Source organism: Cryobacterium sp. TMT3-29-2, assembly GCF_004564305.1.
Lineage (GTDB): Bacteria > Actinomycetota > Actinomycetes > Actinomycetales > Microbacteriaceae > Cryobacterium > Cryobacterium sinapicolor.
In genome coordinates this window covers 19,991-46,084 of sequence record NZ_SOGK01000031.1, presented here as the reverse complement: position 1 = coordinate 46,084, position 26,094 = coordinate 19,991, and the positions used below count along the sequence as shown (strand labels likewise).

The following is a 26,094-nucleotide window of genomic DNA, read 5'->3' as shown; positions in this document are numbered from 1 at the left end:
CATGCCGTTGACCCGCAATGAAATGGCCGCGCGCGCGGCTCAGGAGCTCACCCCCGACAGCTACGTCAACCTGGGGATCGGGCTGCCCACGCTGATCCCGAACTTCCTGCCGGAGGGGGTGCACGTCATCCTGCACTCTGAGAACGGGGTGCTCGGCGTGGGCCCGTACCCGTGGGAGGGGGAGGAGGACCCGAAGCTGATCAACGCCGGCAAGGAGACCATCACGGTCAACCCCGGGGCCAGCTATTTCGACTCTGCGCAGAGTTTCGGAATGATCCGCGGCGGCCGGATCGACGTGGCCGTGCTCGGCGCCATGCAGGTGTCCCGGGCCGGCGACATCGCCAACTGGGCCGTGCCCGGCAAGATGATCAAGGGCATGGGCGGCGCGATGGACCTCGTGCACGGCGCCGAGACCGTGATCGTCGTGATGGAGCACACCGCGAAGAACGGCGACTTCAAGATCGTGGACGAGTGTTCTCTGCCGCTGACCGGCAAGCGCGTCGTCACCCGCATCATCACCGACCTGGCCGTGATCGACGTGACGCCGGAGGGTCTCCTGCTGCGCGAGATCGCGCCGGGGCTCACGGTGGCCGAGGTGCAGGCCGCCACCGCGGTGTCGCTGCTCGTGCCGGAAGCGCCGACACTCATCCGCACGCTGCGCTCCGCCGTGGACGACGCGGCTGATCGCGCCGAATCCGAAGCTGCCGCGCCATGAGAGACGTCGTCACCTGCACCTGCACCTGCACCGGCACCTGCCACCCGCACCGCACCGGCGGGCGCGATCTGCTCGAGACCATGTCTATCGGCGGCGGCCAGGGACTCGCCGCCATCTTCGAGCGGGTATAGCGAGCGGGTGCAGCGCGCCGTTTTGGTGCCCGTGCTGCAATGGGGCAAGATGGCGGGGAGCATTGGGGGATGCCATTACCAAGCCCAACACCCGTCGTCGTCTGCTTGTCGCACTCGGTGTCGCCGCAGCCATGGTTCTGAGTGGCTGCACCGCGGGCCCGGAGCGTGCCGACCCGAACGATGCCCCGATCGCGGCGGACATCGCCGGTCGGCTGGACTCGGCCGTGGGCGAGGCGATGGCGCTGTCGGGGTCCTCCGGAGCCCTGGTCGGCGTCTGGTCTGCCGCCGGCAACTGGACCGTCGCGCCCGGCACGACGGAAATCGGCGGTTCGGCCCCAATGAGCAGCGGGATGCATTTCCGCATCGGCACCAACACCACGGCCATGACCTGCACGGTGCTGCTCCGCCTCGTCGACAAGGGAAAGGTCTCGCTCGACGACCTGGTCTCCACCTACCTGCCCCGCATGGTCGGGGTGACCGGCATCACGCTCGGCCAGCTCTGCCAGGGCACCTCGGGCCTCGAGACCTACAGTTCCGTTCTGGCCGGGGAATTCGTGCACAACCCCCTGCGCACCTGGCCCGCGATGGAGCTCATCGCCCAGGGGCTGGCCGCACCTCGAAACGGTGCGCCGGGCACCGTGTGGGGTCCCTCGAACACCGGGATGGTGCTGCTCGGGACGGCCCTCGAGCGGGCCACCGGTCAGGAGTGGTCGGCGCTCTACGACGAGTACATCTTCCATCCGCTCGGTTTGCATGACACCTCCTATCCGCATGCCGGCGACGAGGACCTCCCCGCACCACACGCGCATGGCTACGCGGCACAGGTGGGTGCGGACGGCCCGGTGTGCACGGACATCGCCGACATCACCCTGCTCTCCAACTCCATGAGCGGCGTGGCCGGCGGCGTCGTCTCCACGCTGGCCGACATGAGGATCTGGGCGGGAGCTCTCGCGGCGGGGGGTCTGCTGTCCGAGACGTCGGCGAGCGCCCAGTGGAACACCGTGACCGAAGACCTGGAGGCGCCCGCGTGGCAGAGCTACGGCCTCGGCGCGGAGCAGGTCGGGCCGCTGCGCGGTCGCACCGGATCGATCCCTGGCTTCATCTCGGCGACCCTGGCCGATCCGGACCAGACCCTGACCGTGGTGGTCATGCTGAACAATTCGAGCGCGGGCGACCAGTTCGCCCTGACACTCGCCCGGCAGTTGGCGGCCATCGTCGCCGAGGCTCCGGCCGAGGGTGACACCGAACCGTCGGTCGTGCTGCCCTGGACGGTGGAGCAGACCCGGGCCGAGCTCGCCGCCGATGCGGCGTGCCCGACCCCGGCGGAGATCGTCGGCTAGAGGAGCGAGCCCGGTCAGCAGGCCCGGAGCCCGGGCGTACTCTGAACGTGTGGATTCAGCAGGAACGACCAACGACCGCGACACCGTCATCAACCAGGTGACGACGGCGCCGCTCGACCTGGCCGCGCACGTCGTCGCCGTCTCCACCGGCTCCTGCGGGGCCGTGGTGACCTTCATCGGCCAGGTGCGCGACCACGATCCTGACGCCGCCGGGCCGGTGACCGGCCTCGATTACAGTGCGCATCCGGATGCCGGCCGTATCCTCTCCGAGATCGTCGCCCGAGTCTCCCGGGAGTTCCCGGAGGTGAACCTCGCGGTCAGTCATCGGATCGGCCACCTCGACGTGGGTGACCTGGCCCTGGTCGCGGCCGCGGCCAGCGCACACCGCGCGGTGGCCTTCGAGGCGTGCGAACGCCTGGTGGAGACCGTCAAGCTCGAGGTGCCGATCTGGAAGAAGCAGTACGAGGTCGACGGATCCACCGCCTGGGTCGGCCTGACCTGATCCCAGCGCCGGTCCCGCGCCGGTACCGGTTTAATAAACCGGACGTGTATCCTGTTTATTAGCGGCCGACTCGGTCGTGTCACCGAGGAGGATCCATCCCATGACCGCCGAACCCATCACCCTGAGCAGCGCGCACACCTGCAACTGCAACCATGACGACGCCGAGACCATCGTGCTCGACGGCCGCACCATCCCGCACGCGGTCCGCCACGCGGCCATCTTCGGCGCCCTGGAGTCCATTGCGCTCGGTTTCTCGCTCGACCTGATCGCCCCGCACGACCCGCTGCCCCTGCTGGCGCAGTTGGAGAAGGCGCGCCCCGGCGCGTTCACCGTGTCGTACGTCGAGCGTGGCCCGGACGCCTGGCGCATCCGCTTCACCCGCGCCGCCTAGTCTCCCGGGAATCGACCACCACCGTGCACGGCAACGGGCGACTCGCGTTTCTGCTGCTCGGTGGACTCGCCCTGCTGGCCGGGCTCGACGGAGCACTGCTCCTGCTGGGCTTCTCGGCGCCGGTGGTGACCGCGCGGCTGGCGGATGTGCACGGACCTTTGATGGTCTTCGGGTTCGTGGGCACCGTCGTCGTGCTGGAGCGGGCCGTCGCCGTGCGCAAGACTTGGGCCTTCCTGTCGCCGGGGCTGCTCGGCCTCGGCGGCCTGGCGCTCATGTCGCCGCTTCCCGTGGTGGTCGGCCAGCTCGCCTTCGTGGCCGGATCCGCCGTGCTGCTGGCCATCTACCGGGCGATCTGGCTTCGGCAGCCATCGACGTCCGCCGCGGTGCAGGCGCTCGGCGCCCTGCTCGGCCTCACGGCCACCGTGCTCTGGCTCGGCGGCGTGCCCGTGCCCGTGCTGGTGCCGGCGATGACGCTCTACCTGGTGCTCACGATCGCCGGTGAGCGGCTCGAGCTCGCGCGCATCTCGCCATCCGTCGATCACCGGGCCGAGATGTGGATGCTGGCCGCCGGCCTGTTCCTGACCCTCGGCACCGTTCTCGCCCTCGTCTGGCCTTCTGCGGGCTACCCCGTTCTCGGGCTCGGGCTGCTCACGCTGGTCGCCTGGCTGTTCCGGCACGACGTGGCGACCCGGCTTATCCGCAGCGCCGGTCTGCCCCGGTATATGGCCGCGTGCCTGCTGGCCGGCTACGGCTGGCTGCTCTCGGTCGCCGCCAGCTGGGTCATCGTCGGCCCGAGCTTCTCCGGCCCCGGCTACGACGCCGTGCTGCACGCCGTCTTTCTCGGGTTTGTGATGTCGATGATCATGGCGCACGCCCCGACCATCCTGCCGGCCGTGCTGCGCCGGCCGCTGCCGTACCGACCGGTGCTCTACCTGCCGGTGTTGCTGTTGCACGGCTCCCTGCTGGTACGCATCCTGCTCGGTGACGCGCGCGGCCTGCCCGCACTCGTGCAGTGGGGCGGCGTGGCCAACATCGTCGCCGTGCTCCTGTTCGTGCTGCTGGCCGTGTTCTCGGTGGTGCGCGGCGTGTCGCAGCGCCCATCCCGGCCTAGCCGGCAAATCCCCCAACTGAAAGTCACACCATGAACCGCCGACTGTGGCATCGCATCACCGGGCTCCTGACTCCGGTGTGGCTCCTCCTCACCCTTATCGCCGTGCTCATCCACCGCTTCATCCCGGTCGCGCCGTGGCTCATGGTGCACCTCCTGTTCCTGGGCGCCGTGAGCACCGCGATCCTGGTCTGGAGCCAGCACTTCGCCGACACCCTGCTGCGGCATCCTGCCCCCGGCGGCCGCGTGTCGCTCGGGGCGAGGCTCGGCGTGCACACCCTCGGAGCGGTGCTCGTGATCACCGGTATCGTCGGCGGCTGGTGGCCTCTCGTGCTGGCCGGCGGCATCCTGGTCGGCGCGAACGGCCTCGCCCACGCCGTGCTGCTGTTCCGGCAGTCGCGCGGAGCGCTGCCCGGTCGGTTCGCGCCGCTCGTGCGCTACTACATGGCCGCCGGCATCGCGCTGGCCATCGGCGTGACCCTGGGCGTGCTGATGGCGCGGACCGACATCGACGGTGGGCCCGCGGAGCGGATGTACATCGCCCATGTCGGATTCAACCTCCTCGGCTGGGTCGGCCTGACCGTGATCAGCACGGTGGCCCTGCTCTGGCCGACGGTGCTGCACGCCCGGGTGCAGACGACGCGCGCCTCCAATCGTGGAACCCTGCCGCTGTTCCTGGCCGGCCTCACCGTGCTCGGGACCGGCCTGCTGATCGATGCGCGTCTGGTCGCCGCCGCGGGTGTTCTGCTCTACCTGGTGGGTCTCGGAATGGTGCTGGTGGAGGCCGTGCGCCTGGCCCGGCGGTCCCCGGCCCTCACCTTCGCCGGTTGGAGCCTCGGTGCCGCCCTCGCCTGGTTCTTCGCCTGCGTGCTCGGGTTCGGCCTGATCGTGACGTTCGCACCGAGCTGGGTAGCCGCGACCGACCGGCTCGGGCAACTCGTGCCTGTGTTCGCGGTCGGTTTCGCCGCGCAGATCCTGCTCGGAGCCCTCAGCTACCTGCTGCCGGTCGTGCTCGGCGGTGGACCCTCGGTCTCGAAGGCCACGGCCGCCATGCTCGATCGTGGCGCCCTGTTCCGGGTCATCGTCGTCAACGTCGGCCTGGTGCTCTACCTGCTGCCGGTGCCCAGCCTGGTCAAGGTCACCGTCTCGTTGCTCGTCGTCGGCACGCTCGCCTCCTTCCTGGTGCTGATGCCCCGGGCGCTGCGGCTGAACCGCCGGCTGCGCGGGGCGACGGATGCGACCACTCCGCCGGTTCCGCCGGCCCGGCCCGCTCCGTCGGTCGCCTCGGCTCCGTCGGTCGCCTCGTCACCGTCGGTCGCCTCGTCACCGCCACGCCGCACCGGGCCGATCGTCACGGCCGTCGGCGCCCTGCTCCTGGCCGTGACCCTGGGGATCGCCATGGACCCGGCCGCCGCCGGCATCGCCCGCGGCGCGGCATCGGTCGAGACGGCCTCGACCGGCCATACGACCACGGTCGACGTCGTCATGAAAGACACCCGCTTCAGCCCGGACACCATCGAGGTGCCCGTCGGCGACACCTTGGTGATCAACCTGACCAACGACGACGATATGGTGCACAACCTCGTGCTCGCCACCGGGGTGGTCTCCGGTTCCGTCGCCCCCGGCACCAGCCGGCAGGTCGACGCCGGAATCGTGGGGGCCGACGTCGAGGGCTGGTGCTCCATTGCCGGCCACAAGGTCCTGGGCATGGTGCTCACGGTCGTGGCCGTCGGTGCGGAGCCGGTGGCCGGCGACGGGGCCACGGCGATGGACCACGGCTCCGGGTCCGCCGGTGGCGCACCCAGCGCGGCCGACGACCTCGACCTGATGCGGGAGCCCGACGCCGACTTCGTCGCCCGGGACCCGGCGCTGGGGGCGGCGGACGCGGCGACCGTGCATACTCTGACCATGCGGGTCGAGAACGTGGAGACCGAGGTGTCGCCCGGCGTCACCCAGACCCTGTGGACGTTCAACGGCACCGCCCCCGGTCCGACCCTGCACGGCACGGTCGGCGACGTCTTCGACATCACGTTCGTCAACGACGGCTCGATCCAGCACTCCATCGACTTCCACGCGGGCGCCCTGGCACCCGACCGACCCATGCGCAGCATCAATCCCGGGGAGAGTCTGACCTATCGCTTCACCGCGACCCGCTCCGGGATCTGGCTCTACCACTGCAGCACCATGCCCATGTCGGTGCATATCGCGAACGGCATGTTCGGCGCCGTGATCATCGATCCGGCCGGATTGACCCAGGTCGACCGAGAATACGTCCTGGTGCAGTCCGAGCTCTACCTCGGTCCACAGGGCGGGGAGGCCGACGCCGACAAGGTGACGGCGCAGTTCCCCGACCTGGTGGTCTTCAACGGCATCGCCAACCAGTACGGCGCCCGCCCGCTGACGGCGAAGGTGGGCGAGAAGGTGCGCATCTGGGTGCTGGACGCCGGCCCGAACGTGGGCAGCTCCTTCCACGTCGTGGGCGGCCAGTTCGACACCGTCTTCAAGGAGGGCGACTACCTGCTGCGGGACGGCGGCAGCACCGGCACGGGCGGCTCCCAGGTGCTCGACCTGGCCGTGGCCCAGGGTGGCTTCGTCGAGATGACTTTCCCCGAGGCCGGCAGCTACCCCTTCGTCAGCCACGTCATGTCCGACGCCGAGAAGGGCGCCCGCGGCGTCGTCCTGGTCAGTCCGTGATCTTCGTCTGAGTTTCCCGAAAAATAGATGTGTGCGGCGTGTCGCGTTTCAGGTCAAATCGATAGGTGACCTGTCGTGCTGGCATCACACTCCTGTAGATAAAACGACTGGCCAGGGGTTCCATTTGGATTTGCAGCGTGCGCGGATCCGCAAATATGTATTGAAATGTCACTCATACTTTTTATCCTGTGGTAGCTTTCAACCACCCCGCGTGACCTATCCGGGGGAGGAAACGCGACAGGCGGCAGTACCTGCTTCCGCGCCCTTGAACCACGCAACGAGGAAAGGGGCCCACCGTGGTCCGAATAAGAGCCGGCGCAGGAAAACTGCGATCGGAGTTGATGGTTTCCAAAGGATGGCTGCAGGGCGTAGCCATGGTGATGGTCTTCGGGTTCGCCGTGATGGGCTTCCTGGCCCTCCGGACCTATACGGACTCGATGCCCCAGCCCAAGCAGGTCGTCGACTCGCAGGGTGAGGTCGTCTTCACAACGGAGGACATCACCGCGGGCCAGCAGACCTTCGTGCGGCGCGGTCTGCAGCAGTACGGCTCGATCCTGGGCCACGGCGGCTACCTCGGACCGGACTACACGGCCGACTACCTGCGGCGATCCTCGACCGAGGTGCTCGAGGCCCTGACCGCGTCCGGAATTCAGGACCCGCAGGGTGCCCTCGTTGAGATGATGCGGACCAACCGCTACGACAAGGCCACCGGCGACCTCGAATTCACCGATCTGCAGATCCAGGCCTTCGGCACCCTCAAGCAGCACTACGCCGAATTCTTCGGGTCCCCGACCACGCAGTACGGCCTGATCCCGAATGCCATCACGGACTCGGCGGACATTCACGACCTGACCGCCTTCTTCGCCTGGACGTCCTGGGCGGCGTCCGCCGAGCGGCCCGGACACAACTACTCCTACACGAACAACTGGCCGGCCGAGCCGCTCGTGGACAACGTGCCGACCGCCGACATCATCGTGTGGAGCGGTCTGTCGCTGATCGCCCTGATGGTCGCCCTCGGCGCCCTCTTCGGCCTCTATGGCCGCTGGAGCAAGAGGATGGGGTGGCAGCACGGGGAAGAAACGCCCGCCCTGTCCTTCCGCCAGCCGGGGGAGGTGGCCGTGACACCGGCCCAGTCCGCCACGGCCTGGTTCTTCTTCGTGGTGGCTTTGATGTTTCTGGGCCAGGCCTTCCTGGGTGCCGCCATCGAGCACTACCGGGTGGACCTGTCCAGCTTCTTCGGCATCGACCTGGCCCAGCTGCTCCCGTTCAACCTCGCCCGAACCTGGCACGTGCAGCTCTCGTTGCTGTGGACGGCCACCTCGTTCCTGGCCGCCGGAATCTTCCTCGCCCCGTATATCTCCGGGCGTGAACCCAAGCGTCAGCACTGGCTGGCCTACGGCCTGCTCGGGGCCCTCGCCCTGGTCATCGTCGGATCGTTCGTGGGAGAGGCCCTGAGCATCTTCGGCGTCGAGGCCGCCAAGGGCTCGCCGTTCTGGGACATGCAGTGGGAGTACATCGACCTGCCCAAGGTGTGGCAGGGCATGCTCGTCGTCGGACTCTTCCTCTGGATCGCGATCATCTACCGTGGCATCCGTGCGCGTCTGAAGTCGGAGCACCGCTTCAACCTGCCGTGGCTCTTCTTCTACGCCGGCCTCGCGATCCCCGCCTTCTACGCGGTCGGCATGCTGGCCGGCACCGAGGTGCACCTGAGCGTCGCCGAGTTCTGGCGCTTCTGGGTGGTTCACCTCTGGGTTGAGGACTTCCTGGAACTGTTCACGACCGTGATGGTGGCCTACATCTTCGTCATGCTCGGAGTCGTGAACCGCAAGATCGCGATGCAGATCATTCTGCTCGACGTCATCCTGTATTCCGCCGGTGGCATCCTGGGCACCATGCACCACCTGTACTTCTCGGGGACCCCGGTCGAGCACATGGCTCTGGGTGCCTTCTTCTCCGCCCTGGAAGTCATCCCGTTGACCTTCCTGACGATCGAGGCCTGGAGCTTCCTCCAACTCGGTGCCCGGCAGGAGTCGCGCAGTTCGGCTCCGTTCCCGCACCGCTGGGCCGTGATGTTCCTCGTCGCGGTCGGATTCTGGAACTTCCTCGGTGCCGGCGTCTTCGGGTTCCTGATCAACCTGCCGATCGTCTCCTACTACGAGATCGGCACCGCGCTGACGGCCAACCACGCCCATGCGGCGATGATGGGCGTGTACGGAATGATGGGCGTCGGTCTGTCGCTCTTCGCCCTGCGCTACCTGATCCCGGCCCAGCGCTGGCCGGACAAGCTCGCGAAGATCTCGTTCTGGTGCCTGAACATCGGCCTGGCCTGGATGACGTTCGCCACGCTGCTGCCGCTCGGCGTCATCCAGCTGTGGCACTCCATCAACGACGGGTACTTCGAAGCCCGCAGCCTGAACTTCATCAACGAGCCCGGCAACGCCGTTCTCGAATGGCTGAGGATGCCCGGTGACATCGTCTTCATCGTCGGAGGCGTGATGCCGTTCGTCTGGATCACCTGGCTCGGGGTGCGCTACCGCATCAAGGCCACCACGCACGACGTGCCGATGGAGGCCCTGTTCGTCGAGGCTGTCCCCACCGGCGCGACGTTCACCGGCGGCGCGGAGCCCACATCCGGATACTCCTCCGACCACCGTTCCACCGGCACCGGCACCGGTACCGGCATCGGAGAGGACGGTGGGGACCGCCCGGGCGGCGGCGCGTGATGGCAGCCATCAACCCGGAGGTCTGGTTCGCGCTTGTCTACGGCGGCTTCCTGCTGGCCGTGGCACACGTGCTGGACCTCCTGGCGCGGCGCACCGGGGCGAAAACCACCGCCATGAGTTCCAGCGGGTTCGAGTACCAGGCAAACCACGACGCCTGGAAGTGCCAGGAGGATCAGTGGCTCTGGCCGATCTCCTTCGATCCGGACAACCGGGTGACGCGGTATCAGGCCAGCCCCACGGTCTGCAACCCCTGCCCGGTCAAGCACACCTGCACCACCTCGGACGCCGGTCGGCAGCTGGCACGCAACATCGACCCCTGGCCCAGTTCGGAGGCGGAGCGGTTCCATCGCGGGATCGCCTGCTCCGTCGTGGTGCTCGGGCTCATCTGGCCGCTCGCGTCCATGTTCCAGAACCGCACGGGTGTGGAACTGGTGATCCTCGGTGCGGCCTCGGCGCTCATCGCGGCCGGCAGCTGGCCGTTGTGGTCACACCTGCGCCGCACCCCCGCTCGCTTCCCCGAGCATCTCAAGATCGTGGGCCTCGACGAGAACGTCGAGGCCCGTGCGGCCACGGCGGCCCTCGAGGCAGCACGGCGCAGCGGCTACGGCAGCATCAGAAAGACGGGCCCGCGGCCGGTTCGGATCGAACCGTACGCGAGCGTCAGGGCGTCGGAGCAGACCGGCGCCGATTCGGAAACGATGGAAGGAAACACAGTGAACGCCTCATTCGCGGCCCGTTGGGCTGAACTGGAGACGGAGGCCGACCCGGGCCGGGCCGACCCGGGCCGGGCCGGCCCCGCCGCGGGCTGGAGCCGGAGGGGCAACTCGTGATGGCCTGGCAGATCGCGGCCCTGATCGTGGTGGCGCTCCTGCTCGTCTGGCTGGCGGCATCCTTCAAGGTTCTCCAGGAGTACGAGCGGGGCGTGGCGTTTCGTTTCGGCCGGCTGCGCGCGGTGCGGGCGCCGGGTGTTCAGATGGTCTTCCCCGGGCTGGACAAGATGGTGCGGGTCGACCTCCGGATCGTGACCCTGACGATCCCGCCGCAGGAAGTCATCACCAAGGACAACGTTCCGGCCCGGGTCAACGCCGTCGTCCTGTTCCAAGTCACCGACCCGGTCCGGTCGGTGATGGCGGTCGAGAACCACGCCATCGCCACCTCGCAGATGGCCCAGACGACCCTGCGCTCGGTCGTCGGCCGGTCCGATCTGGACACGCTGCTGGCGCATCGCGCGGACCTGAACGAGGACCTCGCCCGCAACATCAACGCGCAGACCGAACCCTGGGGTGTGCAGGTGAAGGTCGTCGAGATCAAGGATGTCGAGATTCCGCAGGCGATGCAGCGCGCCATGGCCCGTGAGGCCGAAGCCGAGCGGGATCGCCGGGCGAAGATCATCAACGCCCACGGTGAACTGCAGGCGTCGGAGGAGCTGGGGCAGGCGGCGGAAATCCTGAGCCGCAATCCCGCGTCGCTTCAGCTGCGCTACCTGCAGACCCTGCTCGAGCTGGGCGCCGACCAGAAGTCGACCGTGGTCTTCCCGCTGCCGATGGACATCCTCGGCCCGTTCCTCAACAACAAGGCCCTGCCGGACCCGGCGGAGACCGCCGCGGCATTCGCCGCCGCCGTCGCAACCGCGGTCGCGGCCGTCGCATCACCGACAACGGAGGTTCCCGCCTGATGGCCGACACCGACTCGACCGACCGCACCCTCAGCATCCGTCTGATGCTGATCGGAGGCTTCGTCGGCATCTTCGCACCCATCTTCGGGTTCCTCGGCGGCACGATGGTCGGGGTCGACCAGACGGTCGGCGGCCTGGAGCCGCTCTTCGTTTGGCTCTTTGTGGGCATGATCGTCGGGATGCTCGGAGTGGCCGTCGGGATCCTCGGCGCCCTGCGCTGGGTCAAGGGCAAGCACCACCTGGACTGAGCGACCCACGTCCCTCCCGCACGCAGAAGCGCCCGGCCGAATTCTCGGCCGGGCGCTTCTGCGTCTGATGCGCTACTGGACCGCGAGCACACTGTCGCTGCTGGGCTGGTAGGCGCAGCTGGGATCCTCGGCCAGAGGGTCTCCGGTCACCGCGTAGGCGTGCGAGCGGGAGCCGCCGCAGACCGCGCGGAATTCGCAGTGACCACACCGGCCGCCGAAGAGGTCCGGGGTGCGCAGCTCCTGGAGTAGCTGCGCCTCCCGGTAGATCTCGGAGAAGGGCTGCTCGTGCACCGACCCCACGGACACGGGCAGGAAACCGCTCGGGTACACGAGACCGACATGGTCGACGAAGGCGAACCCGCGCCCGGAATTGACGTCGAGGGGTGCCCGCGGCCGCCGCCGTCTCGGCTCCTCGCCCGTGAGCACCTCATCCGTGGCCTCCCGCAGTGAGGCCCGCAGGGGTCCGACCGGGAACGCGGTGTCGAGGTCCGTGCTGTCGTCCACGTCGGCCCGCTGAATGGCGATGCGCCGGTAGTGGGCGGCCTCGGTCGCCTTGATGGCGACCAGGTCGGAGACGTCGTGCAGCCAGTGCAGCACCTCCTCCTCCTCGTCTGCGGTCAGGGCATTGAGAAGCTTGCCGCGGCCCGTGGGCACGAGGAAGAAGACGCTCCAGAGGGTGGTGCCGAGCTCGAGGACGGTCTTCAGGATGCCGGGCAGCTCGTGCACGGTGTCGCGGGTGACGGTCGTGTTGATCTGCAGCCGGTAACCGACCTCGCGCACCATCTTGGCGGCGATCATGGTGTCGTCGAAGACGCCGTCGACTCCGCGGAAGGCGTCATGGGTGGCCGCCGAGGCGCCGTCCAACGAGAGCGAGATGGCCTTGGCTCCGGCGTCGTGGAGCTCGACCAGGACTTCGCGGGTGAGGCGCGGGGTGACCGAGGGGGAGAGGGCCATGCTCAGGCCGAGGCCGGTGCCGTGGGCGACGAGCTCCGGCAGGTCGGGGCGCTCGAACGGGTCGCCGCCGGTGAGAACGACCAGGGGACGCGGCGTGCCGAAGGCGGCGAGGTCGTCCAGCAGCTTGCGACCCTGGTCCGTGCTCAACTCGAACGGATTGCGGGTGCGGATGGCGTCCGCCCGGCAGTGGGTGCACACCAGCTGACAGGCACGCGTCACCTCCCAGATGACGATGAAGGGCCGTTCGGCGGTGTCGTGGTGCAGCAGCCGGATGGGGCGCACGTGGGTATCAGTCATGAGGGAAGTCCTAGCTCAGCGCCGAATTTCGGCCCTCATTTGTTTTTACCATACATATAGGGAAAACTCATTCTGTGCCTATCCCACCGCTTGACGCCCGCACCCACCGCGTGCTCTCCGGCATCAGCCGGGTGGCCATCCTCGAGATCCTGCGCGCGGCCGATGCGCCGCTGGACGTGCCCGCCATCGCCGAGGCGGTGGGGCTGCACACCAACACGGTCCGGTCCCACCTCGATCGCCTGGTCGAGGTCGGCCTGGCAACCGGGACCGTCGAGGCTCGCCTGCGCCCCGGGCGTCCCCGGCTGCTCTTTCTGGCCACGGCCCCCGTTGCCCAAGTGCCCGACGACTCCTACCGGCTTCTCGCCGGCCTCCTGGCCGGCGGGTTGGGCAGGGACGCTCCCTCGGACGCGGCCGCGGAGGCCGGTCGGCGCTGGGGCCGGCAGCTGACCGCGTCGGAGTCCGGGCCCGGCGAATCGGTCGGGCGCATCGTGCAGATCCTCGACGAGGTCGGCTTCGAGCCGCGCCTCGGTTCTGCCGGAGCTGCCGGAGCTGCCGGAGCTGCCGGTGTCGACGCTGCCGCCGCCGGCCCGGACGACGCCGGGCCGGACGACGTCGTGATCGAACTGCACCGCTGCCCGTTCCTCGATGTGGCCAAGGACCACAGCGACGTCGTCTGCGCGGTGCACCGCGGCCTGATGGAGGGCGCCCTCGAACGCCTGCAGGCACCGGGAGTCACCGTCACCCTCGAACCGTTCGCCCGCCCGGGCGTCTGCCTCGCCCACCTCGCCCTCCCGGCGATGAAGCCGTGAGCGAGGCCCGGCGCACGCCGCTCCGCAGCACCTGTGCGCAGCCGCATCCGTGCTCCTCCGGCATGCGGAACACGATTCTCGGCCAGATCCCGATCTTCCAGGACCTGTCGGCCGGCGAGCTGGCCGACCTGGCCGACCGGATGCTGTCGCTCTCCTGGGGTCCCGGAGACACGCTGTTCACCGCGGGCGAGCCGTCCGAGCACGTGTACCTGCTCGCGGCCGGCCAGGCGAAGGCGTTCCGCTCGACCGCGTCCGGGCAGTCCACGAGCCTCGACTTCCTCGGCCCGGGCGACCTGCTGGGCAGCCTGACCGCGCTGGACGCGGGCCGGTACCCCGAAACGGCCGTGGCGCTGGTCACCACCTGCGCCCTGCGCCTCGAATCCGGCGCCTTCCGGCAGCTGCTGCTGGCACACCCATCGGTGGCGCTGCGCGTGCTCGACGTCATCGTCGACCGCCTGCACCGAGCCAGGTCGATGGAGGCCGAGCAGGCCTCCGCCACCGTCACCGCACGGGTGGCAGCGACCCTGCTGCGACTCGCCGACACCTTCGGCGTGCCGGGGGAGGGCGCCGGAACGACCCTGATCCAGTTGCCGCTGACCCGTGCCGACCTGGCCGCCATGACCGGCACGAGCGCCGAGTCGGTGTCCCGGGCCATGAGCGGCCTGCGCCGGCACGGTCTCATCGATTCCGGGCGGCGGTGGACCGCCGTGATCGACCGTGCCGGACTGGTTGCGGCAAAGTGACGACCGTCATGGTTGCCGCCGCCCCGGGTTCGTAACGTCGTAGTCATGACAACACACACTGCAACCCCGACCTCCACCCCGTCCACCGTGCACACCATCCTGCGGGCCGACGGCTTCTCCTGCCCGTCCTGCGTCGCCAAGATCGAGAAGCAGATCGGCCGCCTCGCCGGAGTCAGCGCCGTGACCGTGTTCTTCGCCACCGCGCGGATCGAGATCGACCACGACCCGGCCGTCGTCAGCACGGATGCCCTCATCGCCACCGTCGCCAAGGCCGGCTACACCGCCCGCCTGGCTGCGTTCTGACCGATGGATTGGGGGGAGTGACATGACCATCGTGCGCCGCTACCTGATCCCCATCGTCTCCGGCGGCTTGATCGCCCTATCCTGGCTGCTCGGCCTCCTGCCGTACCCGCCCCTCGTCGCCAGCGCGGCGATGGTGGCGGCCGCGGCGGTCGCCGGCTTCCCGATCGCGAGAACCGCCGGGCGGGCGCTGCGTGGCCGGGTCGTCGGCATCGACCTGCTCGTCACCGTCGCCGCCGTCGGAGCCCTCGTGCTCGGCGAATACTGGGAGGCCGCCGCCGTGACCTTCCTGTTCGCGATCGGGCACGCTCTCGAAACGGCCACCCTCAACCGCACCCGCTCCGCCCTGACCGCGCTCGTGGCCCTCGCCCCGGACGTCGCCCTCGTACTGCGGAACAATGAGCAGCTCGAGGTCCCGGCCGGGTCCGTGCAGACCGGGGAGACCGTTCTGGTCAAGAACGGCGCGCGGGTGCCCGTCGACGGCACTGTGCAGCAGGGCACCGGCACGCTCGACGAGGCCTCCATCACGGGGGAGTCCCGCCCGGCCGAGAAGGGCGCCGGCGACCGCGTCTTCGCCGGCACGATCTCGACCGGCGGCTTCCTGCAGGTGCTGGCCACCGAGGTCGGCGCGGCCACCACCCTGGCCCACATCGTGCACCGGGTCGAGGAGGCCCAGGAGGCCACCGCCCCGACCCAGGTCTTCATGGACCGGTTCTCGGCCTGGTACACCCCCGGCATCCTGGTGCTCTTCATCGTGGTCGGGCTGGTGACTGGCGACGTGTTCCTGGCGCTGACCCTGCTCGTGATCGGCTGCCCCGGCGCCCTGGTCATCTCCATCCCGGTCGCGATCGTCGCCGGGATCGGCCGCGCCGCGCAGCTGGGAATCCTGATCAAGGGCGGCGAGTTCCTCGAGACATCCGCGAGGATCACGGTCGTCGCCGTCGACAAGACCGGCACCCTCACCCGAGGCCGGCCGGCTGTGACGGATGTCGTGGTGTTGAACCCCGACCTGACCCGTTCCGAGGTGCTCGACTGGGCAGCGAGGGCGGAGGCCGGCTCCGAGCATCCGCTGGCCGGAGCGATCGTGCAGGCGGCCGCGAGGGAGGGATCCTCGGGGCCGGTCACCCTGCCCGAGCACATCACCTCGGTGCCCGGACACGGCATCGTCGCCAGTGTGGCCGGCCGCAGCGTGCTGATCGGCAACCCGGCCCTGCTCCGAACGCACACGATCGCGGGCACGGATGCCGCCACGACGGTGGCCGACGAACTCGCTGCGCGCGGGCGCACCCCGCTGATCGTCGTGCTCGACGGCGTCATCGCCGGGGTCCTGGCCGTTGCCGACGAGGTGCGTGCCGACGCCCCCGACATGGTGGCCGCACTGCACGCGGCCGGCGTCGCCCGGGTCGTCATGCTCACCGGCGACGGCCCGCTCGTGGCGCAGGCCGTGGGCGCCGAGGTCGGGATCGACGAGGTGTGGTCGTCCTTGCTGCCCGAAGACAAGCTCGACGTCGTCGCCGGGCTCCGGCGGGACGGCCACGTGGTGGCGATGGTGGGAGACGGCGTCAACGACGCTCCGGCCCTGGCCACGGCGGATATCGGCATCGCGATGGGCGCTGCCGGTTCCGCCGTCGCGGTCGAGACCGCCGACATCGCCCTGATGGGCGACAACCTGCTGATGCTCCCCGCCGCCATCGACCTCGCTCGCCGCACCGTGCGCGTCATGCACCAGAACGTGGCCCTCGCCCTGGTCACGGTGGCCCTGCTGCTGGCCGGGGTGCTGTTCGGCGGCGTGACGATGGCCGTCGGCATGCTCGTGCACGAGGCATCCGTGCTGATCGTGATCGTGAATGCGATGCGCCTGCTGCGCCGTGCTTCGTCCGAATCGCATGTGAAGTCTGTCGAAGAATCTGAGAAATCGGAGAATACAGAGATGATGAACAGGTGACGCCGTCCACCCCCTCCTCGAGCTACCGCACCCTCGCGTCCTTCAGCAGGATCCAGCTGCTTTTCTTCCTGCAGCAGCGCGGAACGATGACGGTGGGCGACCTGGCCGAGGCCACCGGCCTGCACCACAACACGGCCCGCGAGCACCTGCAGCGCCTGATCGGTGACGGTTTCGTCACCTGCCAGCCGGAGAGCAAGGACTCCAAGGGTCGGCCCCGGATGCTGTACAGCGCCACCGCCGCCGGTCCGGACCGCGCCGACGGTTCCATCCGGGCGGCGAAGGTGGAGGCCGCGGAGCGCAACGGTGATCAGGTGCGGCGGATGCTGCGGGTCGAGGCCGTGATCCACTCGCCGCTGCAACGGCAACTGGACGCCCTCGACGACCACCTCGACCAGTCCGGCTTCGACGCGCGGCTCGAGATCGACGGCACCGACGGCAACCGGGTGCACCTGCACGAGTGCCCGTACAGCGAGATGGTCAAGGCGCACCCCGAGGTCTGCCGGGTGCACTTCGGACTGCTGAAAACCCTGCTCGAGGTGACAGAGGGTCCCCTGAGCGCCGACGCGTTGCATCCGCTGGTCGCACCCGACACCTGCACCCTCGACCTGCACCGGTCCGACGCAAAACCTGGCACCGACGCCGAACCCACGCTCGGACGGACCGCCGAACCCGCCGTCGAAGAACAGTCCAAGCCGGCAATCATTTGTCACGGTGTTTCCGGCTTGTAGCGAATTTCACCACCCCTGAGACTGGACTCCGAGGGTGGTTGCCGTCCATGGCGACCCCGGGCAGTGCAAGGGGTACGTTGTGAAATCACTCAAGAATTCGGCCTTCGTCAAGCCGGCCAAGACCCAGCCGGGCAAGCCCGGCCTCGACGGCCCGATCGACGACACGATCCTGAAGCTCGGGCGCTTCCTGCGCCGAGGCAAGGCGTCCCCCGACCTGCGGTCAGTGTTCCTCGAGGGCGGCCGCGACGCCGACTCGTTCTACCGCGACCGCTGGACCCATGACAAGGAGGTCCGGTCCACCCACGGCGTGAATTGCACCGGCTCCTGCTCCTGGAAGGTGTACGTCAAGGACGGCATCATCACCTGGGAGACCCAGCAGACCGACTACCCCTCCGTCGGCCCGGACTCACCCGAATACGAGCCCCGCGGCTGCCCCCGCGGCGCCGCCTTCAGCTGGTACACCTACTCGCCGACCCGGGTCAAGTACCCCTATGTGCGCGGTGTGCTGCTCGACCTCTTCCGCGCGGCGAAGGCCCGCACCGGCGACCCGGTGCTCGCCTGGGCCGAGGTCACCGGTGACCCCGAGAGCGCCCGCGCCTACAAGAGCGCCCGCGGCAAGGGCGGCCTGGTCCGCACCAGCTGGGACGAGGCGTCCGAGATCGTCGCCGCCGCCCACGTGCACACCATCAAGAAGTACGGCCCCGACCGCATCGCCGGCTTCTCGCCGATCCCCGCCATGTCGATCGTCTCGCAGGGGGTGGGAAACCGGTTCATCTCCATGCTCGGCGGCACCATGCTCTCGTTCTACGACTGGTACGCCGACCTTCCCGTCGCGTCCCCGCAGGTGTTCGGCGACCAGACCGACGTGCCGGAATCGGCCGACTGGTGGAACTCGTCCTACCTGATCATGTGGGGCTCCAACGTGCCGGTCACCCGCACGCCCGACGCGCACTTCATGGTCGAGGCCCGCTACAAGGGCCAGAAGGTCATCACCGTCTCGCCCGACTACGCCGACAATTCCAAGTTCGCCGACGAGTGGCTGGCCGTGCACCCCGGCACCGACGGCGCGCTGGCGCTGGCCATGGGCCACGTCGTGCTCAAGGAATTCCTGGTCGACCGTCGCACGCCCCGCTTCGTCGACTACATGAAGCGTTACAGCGACTCCGCCTACCTGATTAGCCTCACCAAGCGCGGCGACGCGTACGTGCCCGGCAAGTTTGTGACCGCGGATGCCCTGCCCGGCCTCGACCCGACGGTCGCCAGCGCCGCGTTCAAGCCGGTGCTCCTCGACCAGAACGGCCAGGTCGTCGTGCCCAACGGTTCGATCGGGCACCGTTTCTCCGAGACGGATGTCGGCAAGTGGAACCTCGACCTCGAGGGTGTCGACCCGCTCCTGTCCATCGCGGACGCGCCCGACTACGACCAGGCGTCCGTCGCCATCGACATGCCCCGGTTCGACGTCGCCCCGGAGACCGATGAGATCGGCGAGCAGCACGCGGGAGGCGCGGGCGTCATCCGTCGCGGCGTGCCTGTGCGGATGGTCGCCGGCCAACTGGTCACCACCGTGTTCGACCTGCTGCTCGCGCAGTACGGCGTCGGCCGCCCCGGACTGCCCGGCGTCTGGCCCACCGGCTACGACGACGCCACCTCGCCCGGCACCCCGGCCTGGCAGGAGGGCATCACCTCGGTGCCGATGCAGGCCGCCGAGCGTATCGGCCGCGAGTTCGCGCAGAACGCCGAAGACTCCAACGGCCGATCGATGATTCTGATGGGCGCCGGAACCAACCACTGGTTCCACTCCGACACCATCTACCGCGCTTTCCTCGCGCTGACCACCATGACCGGCTGCCAGGGCGTTAACGGCGGCGGCTGGGCTCACTACGTCGGCCAGGAGAAGGTGCGCCCGCTCACCGGCTACGGCCAGTACGCGTTCGGCCTGGACTGGGTGCGCCCGCCCCGCCAGATGATCGGCACCGGCTTCTTCTACCTCGCCACCGACCAGTGGCGCTACGACGGCCTCTCCGCCGACACCCTCTCCAGCCCGCTCGGCACCGGCACCTTCAAGGACCGCACCACCGCCGACTGCCTGGTCGAGTCGACCAAGCGCGGCTGGATGCCCGGTTACCCCACCTTCAACCGCAACTCGCTCGACCTCGTCGACGACGCGGTCGCCGCGGGCGTCGACCCGGCCCAGTACGTCGTCGAGTCACTCGGCGACGGCACCCTCGAGTACGCGATCGAGGACCCGGACGCACCGGAGAACTTCCCGCGCATCCTCGACGTCTGGCGGGCCAATGTGATCGGCTCCTCCGGCAAGGGAAACGAGTATTTCCTCAAGCACCTGCTCGGCACCAAGAACGCCGTGCGCGCCCCCGAATCGCCGCCCGAGAAGCGCCCGAAGACCATGAAGTGGCACGAGACCGCGCCCGAGGGCAAGCTCGACCTGATGGTCACCAGCGACTTCCGCATGACGAGCACGACCATCTTCAGCGACGTGGTGCTGCCCCCGGCCACCTGGTACGAGAAGAACGACCTGTCGACCACCGACATGCACCCGTTCATCCACTCGTTCAACCCGGCGATCGCCCCGCCGTGGCAGGCGAAGACCGACTTCGACATCTTCCACATCCTCGCCGAGAAGATCTCGGAGATGAGCGTGGAGCACCTCGGGGTGCGCAAGGACCTCGTCGCGGTTCCGCTGCTGCACGACACCCCGGATGCGATGAGCGCCCCGCATGGCATCGTCGAGTACGACCAGGTTCTGGTGCCCGGCGTGACCATGCCCAAACTGGTCGTCGTCGAACGCGACTACCCGGCCTTCGCCGCCCGCCTCGGCGCCCTCGGGCCGCTGACCGAGAAGCTCGGCATGATGACCAAGGGCGTCAAGTTCAACCCCGACGTCGAGGTGGCCTACCTGGCCAAGAAGAACGGTCTCGTCACGAGCGGCCCCGCGGCCGGCCGGCCCCAGCTGAAGACCGCCATCCAGGCCTGTGAAATGGTGCTGGCTCTGTCCGGCACCACCAACGGTCGGCTCGGCACGCAGGGCTTCCGCCGCATGGAGGAGCGCACCGGTCAGAAGCTGGCGCACCTGGCCAGCGACAACGAGGGCCGACGCTTCTCCTACCCGGATGTGCAGGGTGCCCCGGTGCCGGTGCTCACCTCCCCGGAGTGGTCCGGCAGCGAGCACGGCGGCCGACGCTACAGCGCGTTCACGATCAACGTGGAGCACCTCAAGCCCTGGCACACTCTCACCGGGCGGCAGCACTTCTACCTCGACCACGACTGGATGATCGAACTGGGGGAGACCCTGCCGATCTTCCGGCCGCCGCTGGACATGCACCGCCTCTTCGACGACTCCATCGTCGGGTCGACGTCGTCCACGGGCGCGGCCGGCTCGAAGGGCCGGGCCGAGGTGGCCGTGCGCTACCTCACCCCGCACTCGAAGTGGTCGATCCACTCCGAGTACCAGGACAACCTGATGATGCTGTCGCTGTCCCGCGGCGGACCCACCATCTGGATGTCACCGCTCGACGCCGACAAGATCGGCGTGCGCGACAACGAGTGGATCGAGTCCTACAACCGCAACGGCGTCGTCGTGGCCCGTGCGGTCGTCTCGCACCGGATGCCCGAGGGCACCGTGTACATGTACCACGCGAAGGACCGCACCATCAACGTGCCGATCGCCGAGACCAGCGGCATGCGCGGCGGTACGAACAACTCGCTCACCCGGATCCTGCTGAAGCCGAGTCACCTGATCGGTGGCTATGCCCAGCTGTCCTTCGCTTTCAATTACCTCGGCCCGACCGGGAACCAACGCGACGAGGTCACCGTGATCCGTCGACGCAGCCAGGAGGTTGAGTACTAAATGCGCGTTATGGCTCAGATGTCGATGATCATGAATCTCGACAAGTGCATCGGGTGCCACACCTGTTCGGTCACCTGCAAGCAGGTGTGGACCAACCGCACCGGCGTCGAATACGTCTGGTTCAACAACGTTGAGACCAAGCCCGGCGTCGGCTACCCGCGCCGCTACGAAGACCAGGACAAGTGGAAGGGCGGCTGGCAGCGCAACAAGCGCGGACGCCTGAAACTGCGCTCCGGCGGCCGGATCAAGCGCCTCGCCACCATCTTCAACAACCCCGACCTCCCCGTGATCGACGACTACTACGAGCCGTGGACCTACGACTACGACATGCTGACCAAGGCTCCACTGAGCACGGAAAGCCCCGTGGCGCGGCCCAAGTCGCTGCTCACCGGCCAGAACATGGACATCAAGTGGTCCGGCAACTGGGACGACGACCTCGGCGGCTCGCAGGAGACCGCGGCCGACGACCCCATTCTCGCCACCATGAGCGAGCACGTGAAGATGGAATTCGAGAACACCTTCATGTTCTACCTGCCGCGCATCTGCGAGCACTGCCTGAACCCTGCCTGCGTCGCGGCCTGCCCCTCGGGCGCCATGTACAAGCGCGAGGAGGACGGCATCGTCCTCGTCGACGAAGACGGATGCCGCGGCTGGCGCATGTGCGTCTCCGCCTGCCCCTACAAGAAGGTCTACTTCAACCACAAGACGGGTAAGGCCGAGAAGTGCACTCTCTGCTACCCGTTGATCGAGCAGGGCAAGCCCACCATCTGCTCGGAGACCTGCGTCGGCCGGTTGCGCTACCTCGGCCTGATGCTCTACGACGCCGACGCGGTCCTCGCACAGGCCTCGGTCGAGAACGAGCATGACCTCCTGGACGCCCAGCGTGCCTGCTTCCTCGACCCGTTCGACCCTGAGGTCATCGCCGCGGCGAAGGCCGAGGGCATGGAGGACGACTGGATCCTCGCGGCCCAGAACAGCCCGATCTACAAGCTCATCTCCGAATACAAGGTGGCCCTGCCGCTGCACCCGGAATACCGCACCATGCCCATGGTCTGGTACATCCCCCCGCTGTCCCCGGTGGTCGACGTCATCTCGACCACCAACAACGACGGTGAGGATGCCCGCACCCTGTTCGCCGCCATCGACAAGCTCCGCATCCCGGTGGAATACCTCGCCGGACTGTTCTCGGCCGGGGACGTCGTTCCCGTCGAGTCCTCGCTGCGGAAGCTCGCCGCCATGCGGTCGTACATGCGCGACATCAACCTGGGCCGAGAGCGCGACGAGTCGATCCCGGAGGCGGTCGGCATGACCGGCACCGAGATCGAGGCCATGTACCGCCTGCTGGCCATCGCCAAGTATGAGGACCGTTACGTCATCCCCAAGGCCCACGTCGAAACGGCGCGTGAGCTGGAGGAACTCGCCTGCTCGCTCGACACCGACGGCGGCCCCGGCATGGGGGGCCCCACCGCCGCCACGGCGGCCGGCCCCTACGGCAAGACGCCCGGGATGCCGCTGAACGCGACCGTCGACAACTACAACCAGCTGGTCGGCAAGGGCGGGGAACGCACGAAGCCCACCACGCCGGGGCGGGTCAACCTGCTCAACTGGACCGGCGGAGGTGTGCCGGAGGGCCTGTTCCCGCCCAGAACGGCCGATGGCGCGACCGGTAGCCCCGCATGAAGCTCCCCAAGCTCCCGAACCGCAAGGTGACGGCGGTGCCTCTGTCCGCGGACGACGCGCGGATGGCCCATATGGCGGCATCCATCCTGCTGGACTACCCCAACGAGGAGCGACGGGCCCGGTTCGGGGCCGTCGCCGCCTCGGTGGCGTTGCTGCCGGATCCGCTCCGCCGCGCCTTCGAGGCGTTCCTGGGCGAAGCGGATGCGATGACGCAGCAGGAGCTGGAGATCCACTTCACGGCGACGTTCGACCTCAAGCGCAAGTGCTGCCCGTACCTGAGCTACTACGCGGCGGGGGACACCCGCCGCCGCGGCATGGCGCTGGTGCGCTTCGTGGAGGCCTACCGGGCCGCCGGCTGGGAGGTCGCGGCCGATGAACTGCCCGACTACCTGCCGATGGTGCTCGAATTCTCGGCGCTCAGCGACTCGCCGATCGCGCAGGAGCTGCTGGCCGCGCACCGCGACGGGATCGAGGTGCTCCGCACGGCGCTCGAGGCCGTGCCGAGCCCCTACTCGCACGTCGTGGAGGCGGTCTCCCTGTCTCTGCCGAAGATCGACGAGGAAACGCGTCAGCGCTACCTCAACCTGGTGAACGAGGGTCCGCCGACCGAGACGGTCGGCATGACCTTCCTCGGCAATCTCAAACCGTTCTCGCCGTCCGGCGCGAACAGCGAGGAAGTACGGGTATGAATCCGCTCGACATTCTGCTCTGGGTGGCGTTCCCCTACGCCGCCGCCGTGGTCTTCATCGTCGGCCACCTGCTGCGCTACCGGTTCGACCAGTTCGGCTGGACCTCGCGGTCGAGCCAGACCTACGAGAACAAGTGGCTGCGCTGGGGTTCGCCGATGTTCCACTACGGCATCCTGATGGTCTTCGGCGGGCACATCGTCGGACTCTTCATCCCCAAGCCGTGGCTCGAGTTCTTCGGCGTCACCGAGCACATCTACCACCTCGGGGCCACCTGGCTGGGCAGCGTCGCCGCGGTGCTGACCATCGCCGGTCTGGTCATCCTGCTGGTCCGTCGCCGCCTGGTCGCCCGGGTCAAGCTGGTCACCACCGTGATGGACAAGGTCATGTACCTGTTCCTCGCCGGCACGATCGCGTTCGGCACGATCGCGACCGTGCTGTACCAGGTGCTCGGGGCCGGTTACGACTACCGCGGGTCGATCTCGCCGTGGATCCGCAGCCTCTACGGCTTCCAGCCGGACCCGGCGCTGATGAGCGACGTGCCGTTCTTCTTCCAACTGCACGTGCTCACCGCGACAATGCTGTTCCTGCTGTGGCCCTTCACCCGACTGGTGCACGTCTTCTCGGCGCCGCTCGGCTACTTCGTGCGGCCCTATATCGTCTACCGCTCGCGGGACGGGCACCGCGGAGCGGGTGCTGTGAAGGCCCGGCGCGGCTGGGAGAAAAGCGAACTCCCCCGCGACACCCGCGACAGGGAGGGCAGCCGCCGCTAGGCGCCCGGCCCGGAGACGTTGACTCCGGCGGCCGGCCGGGTCATCGTGGAGACGTTCGCCCTCCTCGAACGACCCGCAGTAGAAAGGTCGCCGATCATGACCGCACCCACGGTGGCGCACCTCAGCGTGGAGGACCGCAAGGCGCGCGGCACGAGCGCGCGGGAGCGCACACCCCTCACCAGCCACCGCGGGTGGGCTCCCGCCGGCGGCCGCCCCGATCCGGTCGCCCTGCTCGAGGCGCAGAACGTCACCCGGGAGCGGGATCTGGTGCCGGTCCGGCACGGCCGGATGCTGGCGTCCCCGTTCACCTTCTACCGCGGCGCGGCCAAGATCATGGCCGAAGACCTGCGCCACACCCCACGGGCCGGTCTGGCCGTCCAGCTCTGCGGTGACGCCCACCTCTCCAATTTCGGCGTGTTCGCGTCGCCGGAGCGGCGTCTCCTGTTCGACCTGAACGACTTCGACGAGACGCTCCCCGGGCCGTTCGAGTACGACGTGCTGCGGATGTCCGCGAGCTTCACGATCGCGGCTCGGAACAACGGTTTCAGCGCGACCGACGTGCGTGATGCGACGCTCGCCGCGCTGCGCTCCTACCGCGAGGCCATGGGCAGGTTCGCCACCATGGGCACCATGGACATCTGGTACGCCCGACTGTCAGAGGAGGAGTTGACCGCCGCCATCCAACTGGCGATCGGCGCCCAGAAGGGCAAGCAGCGGAAGGCGGCGGAGGCGATCGGGAAGAACGCGCAGCGGAACGTCGCGAAGGCCCGTGGCCGCGACAGCCTGCAGGCCCACTCCAAGCTCGCCGAGTACGTCGACGGGCAATACCGGATCGTCAGCCAGCCGCCGATCGTCATCCCCGCCCGGGAGCTGCTGGACCATTTCGGCATGTCTCCCGACGAGACCCGGGCCGCATTGCACGCGCAGTTGCGGTCCTACCGGGCCACGCTGCAGGACGACCGCCGTCATCTGCTCGAGCAGTTCCAGCTTGTCGACGTGGCCCGCAAGGTCGTGGGCGTCGGCAGCGTCGGTACCCGGTCCTTCATCGCCCTGCTCCAGGGACGCGACGAGCAGGACCCCCTCTTCCTGCAGGTCAAGGAGGCCACGGCGTCCGTGCTGGAAGACCACCTGCCGAAGAGCCGCTACCGGCAACCGGGTGAGCGCGTGGTGCAGGGGCAACGGATGATGCAGGCCGCCAGCGACATCTACCTGGGTTGGACCACGGGCGTGCAGGACGACCGCTACCTGTACTGGCGGCAGCTGCGGGACATGAAGGGGTCGGCCGTGATCGAGACCATGCAGCCACTCGCCATGTCGTTCTACGCCCGCGCGTGCGGCTGGACGCTCGCCCGGGCGCACGCCCGCTCGGGCGACCCGATCGCGATCGCGGCCTATCTCGGCACGAGTGACAAGTTCGACAAGGCGGTCACCGATTTCTCCAAGCGCTACGCCGACCAGAACGACCGGGACTACGCCCGGTTCGCCGAGGCCGTGCGTTCCGGCCGGCTGCGGGCGATCGAGGGCGTCTGATCAGCGGGTGAGCGAAGCCTGCGCTTCGTGGCGGGGTGCCGCACCGGTGCCTAGCATTGCCTGTGCAGGCCCTTTTCGTGCTCGCCGCGACGCCCCACGAGGAGAACCACGTTCGAAGCGCTGCTCGACACCATCTTCGGTTTGCCGGTGCACCCCCTCGTGCTGCACGCGACCGAGGCCGTCGTCCCCACGGCCGCTCTCGTCCAGACCCACGTGGGACTGGCCGAAGGGCTGCTGCCCTGGGTTCTCGGACTGGT

22 protein-coding genes are annotated in these 26,094 nt (G+C 68.7%); 21 read left to right on the top strand and 1 reads right to left on the bottom strand.

All coding sequences use genetic code 11. The features are described 5' to 3' along the window. Position 1: 1 nt before the first annotated feature. From E3O67_RS04390 to E3O67_RS04345, 11 genes are all read left to right on the top strand, one after another. Positions 2–715 (top strand): CoA transferase subunit B, encoded by a 714-nt coding sequence (locus E3O67_RS04390; RefSeq protein ID WP_134427249.1) that lies wholly within the window; start codon positions 2–4, stop codon positions 713–715. Next, on the top strand, positions 712–846 hold the full coding sequence (locus tag E3O67_RS17605; protein ID WP_255575488.1) for a hypothetical protein: 135 nt from the start codon (positions 712–714) through the stop codon (positions 844–846). Before E3O67_RS04390 ends, E3O67_RS17605 begins: the two co-directional genes overlap by 4 nt. Positions 847–908: 62 nt before the next feature. Continuing rightward, positions 909–2,186, top strand: a complete 1,278-nt coding sequence (locus tag E3O67_RS04385) for a serine hydrolase (RefSeq protein ID WP_135102015.1) — start codon at positions 909–911, stop codon at positions 2,184–2,186. Between the two features lie 49 nt (positions 2,187–2,235). Beyond that, positions 2,236–2,688 (top strand): molybdenum cofactor biosynthesis protein MoaE, encoded by a 453-nt coding sequence (locus E3O67_RS04380; protein ID WP_241979119.1) that lies wholly within the window; start codon positions 2,236–2,238, stop codon positions 2,686–2,688. Positions 2,689–2,788: 100 nt separating this feature from the next. After that, entirely contained in the window at positions 2,789–3,079 is a 291-nt protein-coding gene (locus E3O67_RS04375; RefSeq protein WP_134427255.1) for a DUF2249 domain-containing protein, read from the top strand. Between the two features lie 23 nt (positions 3,080–3,102). After that, positions 3,103–4,224 carry a hypothetical protein gene (locus E3O67_RS04370; RefSeq protein ID WP_134427257.1) on the top strand — a complete coding sequence of 374 codons (1,122 nt, stop codon included), beginning with the start codon at positions 3,103–3,105 and terminating at the stop codon, positions 4,222–4,224. Continuing rightward, positions 4,221–6,881 (top strand): multicopper oxidase domain-containing protein, encoded by a 2,661-nt coding sequence (locus E3O67_RS04365; protein ID WP_134427258.1) that lies wholly within the window; start codon positions 4,221–4,223, stop codon positions 6,879–6,881. Before E3O67_RS04370 ends, E3O67_RS04365 begins: the two co-directional genes overlap by 4 nt. A gap of 341 nt (positions 6,882–7,222) precedes the next feature. Then, positions 7,223–9,604 (top strand): nitric-oxide reductase large subunit, encoded by a 2,382-nt coding sequence (locus E3O67_RS04360; RefSeq protein ID WP_134427260.1) that lies wholly within the window; start codon positions 7,223–7,225, stop codon positions 9,602–9,604. Beyond that, positions 9,601–10,434, top strand: coding sequence for a hypothetical protein (locus E3O67_RS04355; protein ID WP_206750559.1), 834 nt, complete (start codon positions 9,601–9,603; stop codon positions 10,432–10,434). The genes E3O67_RS04360 and E3O67_RS04355 overlap by 4 nt, the downstream gene beginning before the upstream one ends. Further along, positions 10,434–11,279 carry a slipin family protein gene (locus tag E3O67_RS04350; RefSeq protein ID WP_134427318.1) on the top strand — a complete coding sequence of 282 codons (846 nt, stop codon included), beginning with the start codon at positions 10,434–10,436 and terminating at the stop codon, positions 11,277–11,279. Before E3O67_RS04355 ends, E3O67_RS04350 begins: the two co-directional genes overlap by 1 nt. Beyond that, on the top strand, positions 11,279–11,527 hold the full coding sequence (locus tag E3O67_RS04345; RefSeq protein ID WP_134427261.1) for a hypothetical protein: 249 nt from the start codon (positions 11,279–11,281) through the stop codon (positions 11,525–11,527). The genes E3O67_RS04350 and E3O67_RS04345 overlap by 1 nt, the downstream gene beginning before the upstream one ends. A 72-nt stretch (positions 11,528–11,599) precedes the next feature. On the opposite strand, the gene E3O67_RS04340 is transcribed toward E3O67_RS04345, so the two are convergent. After that, positions 11,600–12,778 (bottom strand): TIGR04053 family radical SAM/SPASM domain-containing protein, encoded by a 1,179-nt coding sequence (locus E3O67_RS04340; RefSeq protein ID WP_134427263.1) that lies wholly within the window; start codon positions 12,776–12,778, stop codon positions 11,600–11,602. A 74-nt stretch (positions 12,779–12,852) separates the two neighbouring features. Here E3O67_RS04340 and E3O67_RS04335 point away from each other — a divergent pair, with 74 nt between their 5' ends. From E3O67_RS04335 to E3O67_RS04290, 10 genes are all read left to right on the top strand, one after another. After that, on the top strand, positions 12,853–13,587 hold the full coding sequence (locus E3O67_RS04335; protein WP_167726475.1) for a metalloregulator ArsR/SmtB family transcription factor: 735 nt from the start codon (positions 12,853–12,855) through the stop codon (positions 13,585–13,587). Continuing rightward, on the top strand, positions 13,584–14,330 hold the full coding sequence (locus E3O67_RS04330; protein WP_241981978.1) for a Crp/Fnr family transcriptional regulator: 747 nt from the start codon (positions 13,584–13,586) through the stop codon (positions 14,328–14,330). The genes E3O67_RS04335 and E3O67_RS04330 overlap by 4 nt, the downstream gene beginning before the upstream one ends. Positions 14,331–14,375: 45 nt before the next feature. Beyond that, complete coding sequence (locus E3O67_RS04325; protein WP_135102011.1) at positions 14,376–14,633, top strand: heavy-metal-associated domain-containing protein; 258 nt, start codon at positions 14,376–14,378, stop codon at positions 14,631–14,633. Between the two features lie 22 nt (positions 14,634–14,655). Continuing rightward, a complete protein-coding gene (locus E3O67_RS04320) occupies positions 14,656–16,575 on the top strand; it encodes a cation-translocating P-type ATPase (RefSeq protein WP_135102009.1) in 1,920 nt (639 codons plus the stop codon). Then, positions 16,572–17,303: a metalloregulator ArsR/SmtB family transcription factor gene (locus E3O67_RS04315; protein ID WP_135102007.1), complete on the top strand. Its 732-nt coding sequence runs from the start codon at positions 16,572–16,574 to the stop codon at positions 17,301–17,303. The genes E3O67_RS04320 and E3O67_RS04315 overlap by 4 nt, the downstream gene beginning before the upstream one ends. Before the next feature lie 79 nt (positions 17,304–17,382). Next, complete coding sequence (locus E3O67_RS04310) at positions 17,383–21,168, top strand: nitrate reductase subunit alpha (protein ID WP_135102005.1); 3,786 nt, start codon at positions 17,383–17,385, stop codon at positions 21,166–21,168. After that, positions 21,169–22,848, top strand: a complete 1,680-nt coding sequence (gene narH / locus E3O67_RS04305) for a nitrate reductase subunit beta (protein WP_134427275.1) — start codon at positions 21,169–21,171, stop codon at positions 22,846–22,848. It abuts the gene before it with no gap. After that, entirely contained in the window at positions 22,845–23,537 is a 693-nt protein-coding gene (gene narJ / locus E3O67_RS04300; protein WP_134427277.1) for a nitrate reductase molybdenum cofactor assembly chaperone, read from the top strand. Before narH ends, narJ begins: the two co-directional genes overlap by 4 nt. Next, on the top strand, positions 23,534–24,307 hold the full coding sequence (narI, locus tag E3O67_RS04295; RefSeq protein ID WP_134427279.1) for a respiratory nitrate reductase subunit gamma: 774 nt from the start codon (positions 23,534–23,536) through the stop codon (positions 24,305–24,307). The genes narJ and narI overlap by 4 nt, the downstream gene beginning before the upstream one ends. Positions 24,308–24,403: 96 nt before the next feature. Continuing rightward, positions 24,404–25,837 carry a DUF2252 domain-containing protein gene (locus E3O67_RS04290; protein ID WP_134427281.1) on the top strand — a complete coding sequence of 478 codons (1,434 nt, stop codon included), beginning with the start codon at positions 24,404–24,406 and terminating at the stop codon, positions 25,835–25,837. Positions 25,838–26,094: the final 257 nt, after the last annotated feature.

What these genes read in the sequence shown, in the direction of transcription:
- narI (WP_134427279.1), top strand. Translation starts at nt 23,534, where the DNA reads ATGAATCCGCTCGACATTCTGCTCTGGGTGGCGTTCCCCTACGCCGCC.
- E3O67_RS04390 (WP_134427249.1), top strand. Translation starts at nt 2, where the DNA reads ATGCCGTTGACCCGCAATGAAATGGCCGCGCGCGCGGCTCAGGAGCTC.
- E3O67_RS04360 (WP_134427260.1), top strand. Translation starts at nt 7,223, where the DNA reads ATGGTTTCCAAAGGATGGCTGCAGGGCGTAGCCATGGTGATGGTCTTC.
- E3O67_RS04365 (WP_134427258.1), top strand. Translation starts at nt 4,221, where the DNA reads ATGAACCGCCGACTGTGGCATCGCATCACCGGGCTCCTGACTCCGGTG.
- E3O67_RS04375 (WP_134427255.1), top strand. Translation starts at nt 2,789, where the DNA reads ATGACCGCCGAACCCATCACCCTGAGCAGCGCGCACACCTGCAACTGC.
- E3O67_RS17605 (WP_255575488.1), top strand. Translation starts at nt 712, where the DNA reads ATGAGAGACGTCGTCACCTGCACCTGCACCTGCACCGGCACCTGCCAC.
- narJ (WP_134427277.1), top strand. Translation starts at nt 22,845, where the DNA reads ATGAAGCTCCCCAAGCTCCCGAACCGCAAGGTGACGGCGGTGCCTCTG.
- E3O67_RS04290 (WP_134427281.1), top strand. Translation starts at nt 24,404, where the DNA reads ATGACCGCACCCACGGTGGCGCACCTCAGCGTGGAGGACCGCAAGGCG.
- narH (WP_134427275.1), top strand. Translation starts at nt 21,169, where the DNA reads ATGCGCGTTATGGCTCAGATGTCGATGATCATGAATCTCGACAAGTGC.
- E3O67_RS04340 (WP_134427263.1), bottom strand. Translation starts at nt 12,778, where the DNA reads ATGACTGATACCCACGTGCGCCCCATCCGGCTGCTGCACCACGACACC.
- E3O67_RS04320 (WP_135102009.1), top strand. Translation starts at nt 14,656, where the DNA reads ATGACCATCGTGCGCCGCTACCTGATCCCCATCGTCTCCGGCGGCTTG.
- E3O67_RS04350 (WP_134427318.1), top strand. Translation starts at nt 10,434, where the DNA reads ATGGCCTGGCAGATCGCGGCCCTGATCGTGGTGGCGCTCCTGCTCGTC.
- E3O67_RS04325 (WP_135102011.1), top strand. Translation starts at nt 14,376, where the DNA reads ATGACAACACACACTGCAACCCCGACCTCCACCCCGTCCACCGTGCAC.
- E3O67_RS04345 (WP_134427261.1), top strand. Translation starts at nt 11,279, where the DNA reads ATGGCCGACACCGACTCGACCGACCGCACCCTCAGCATCCGTCTGATG.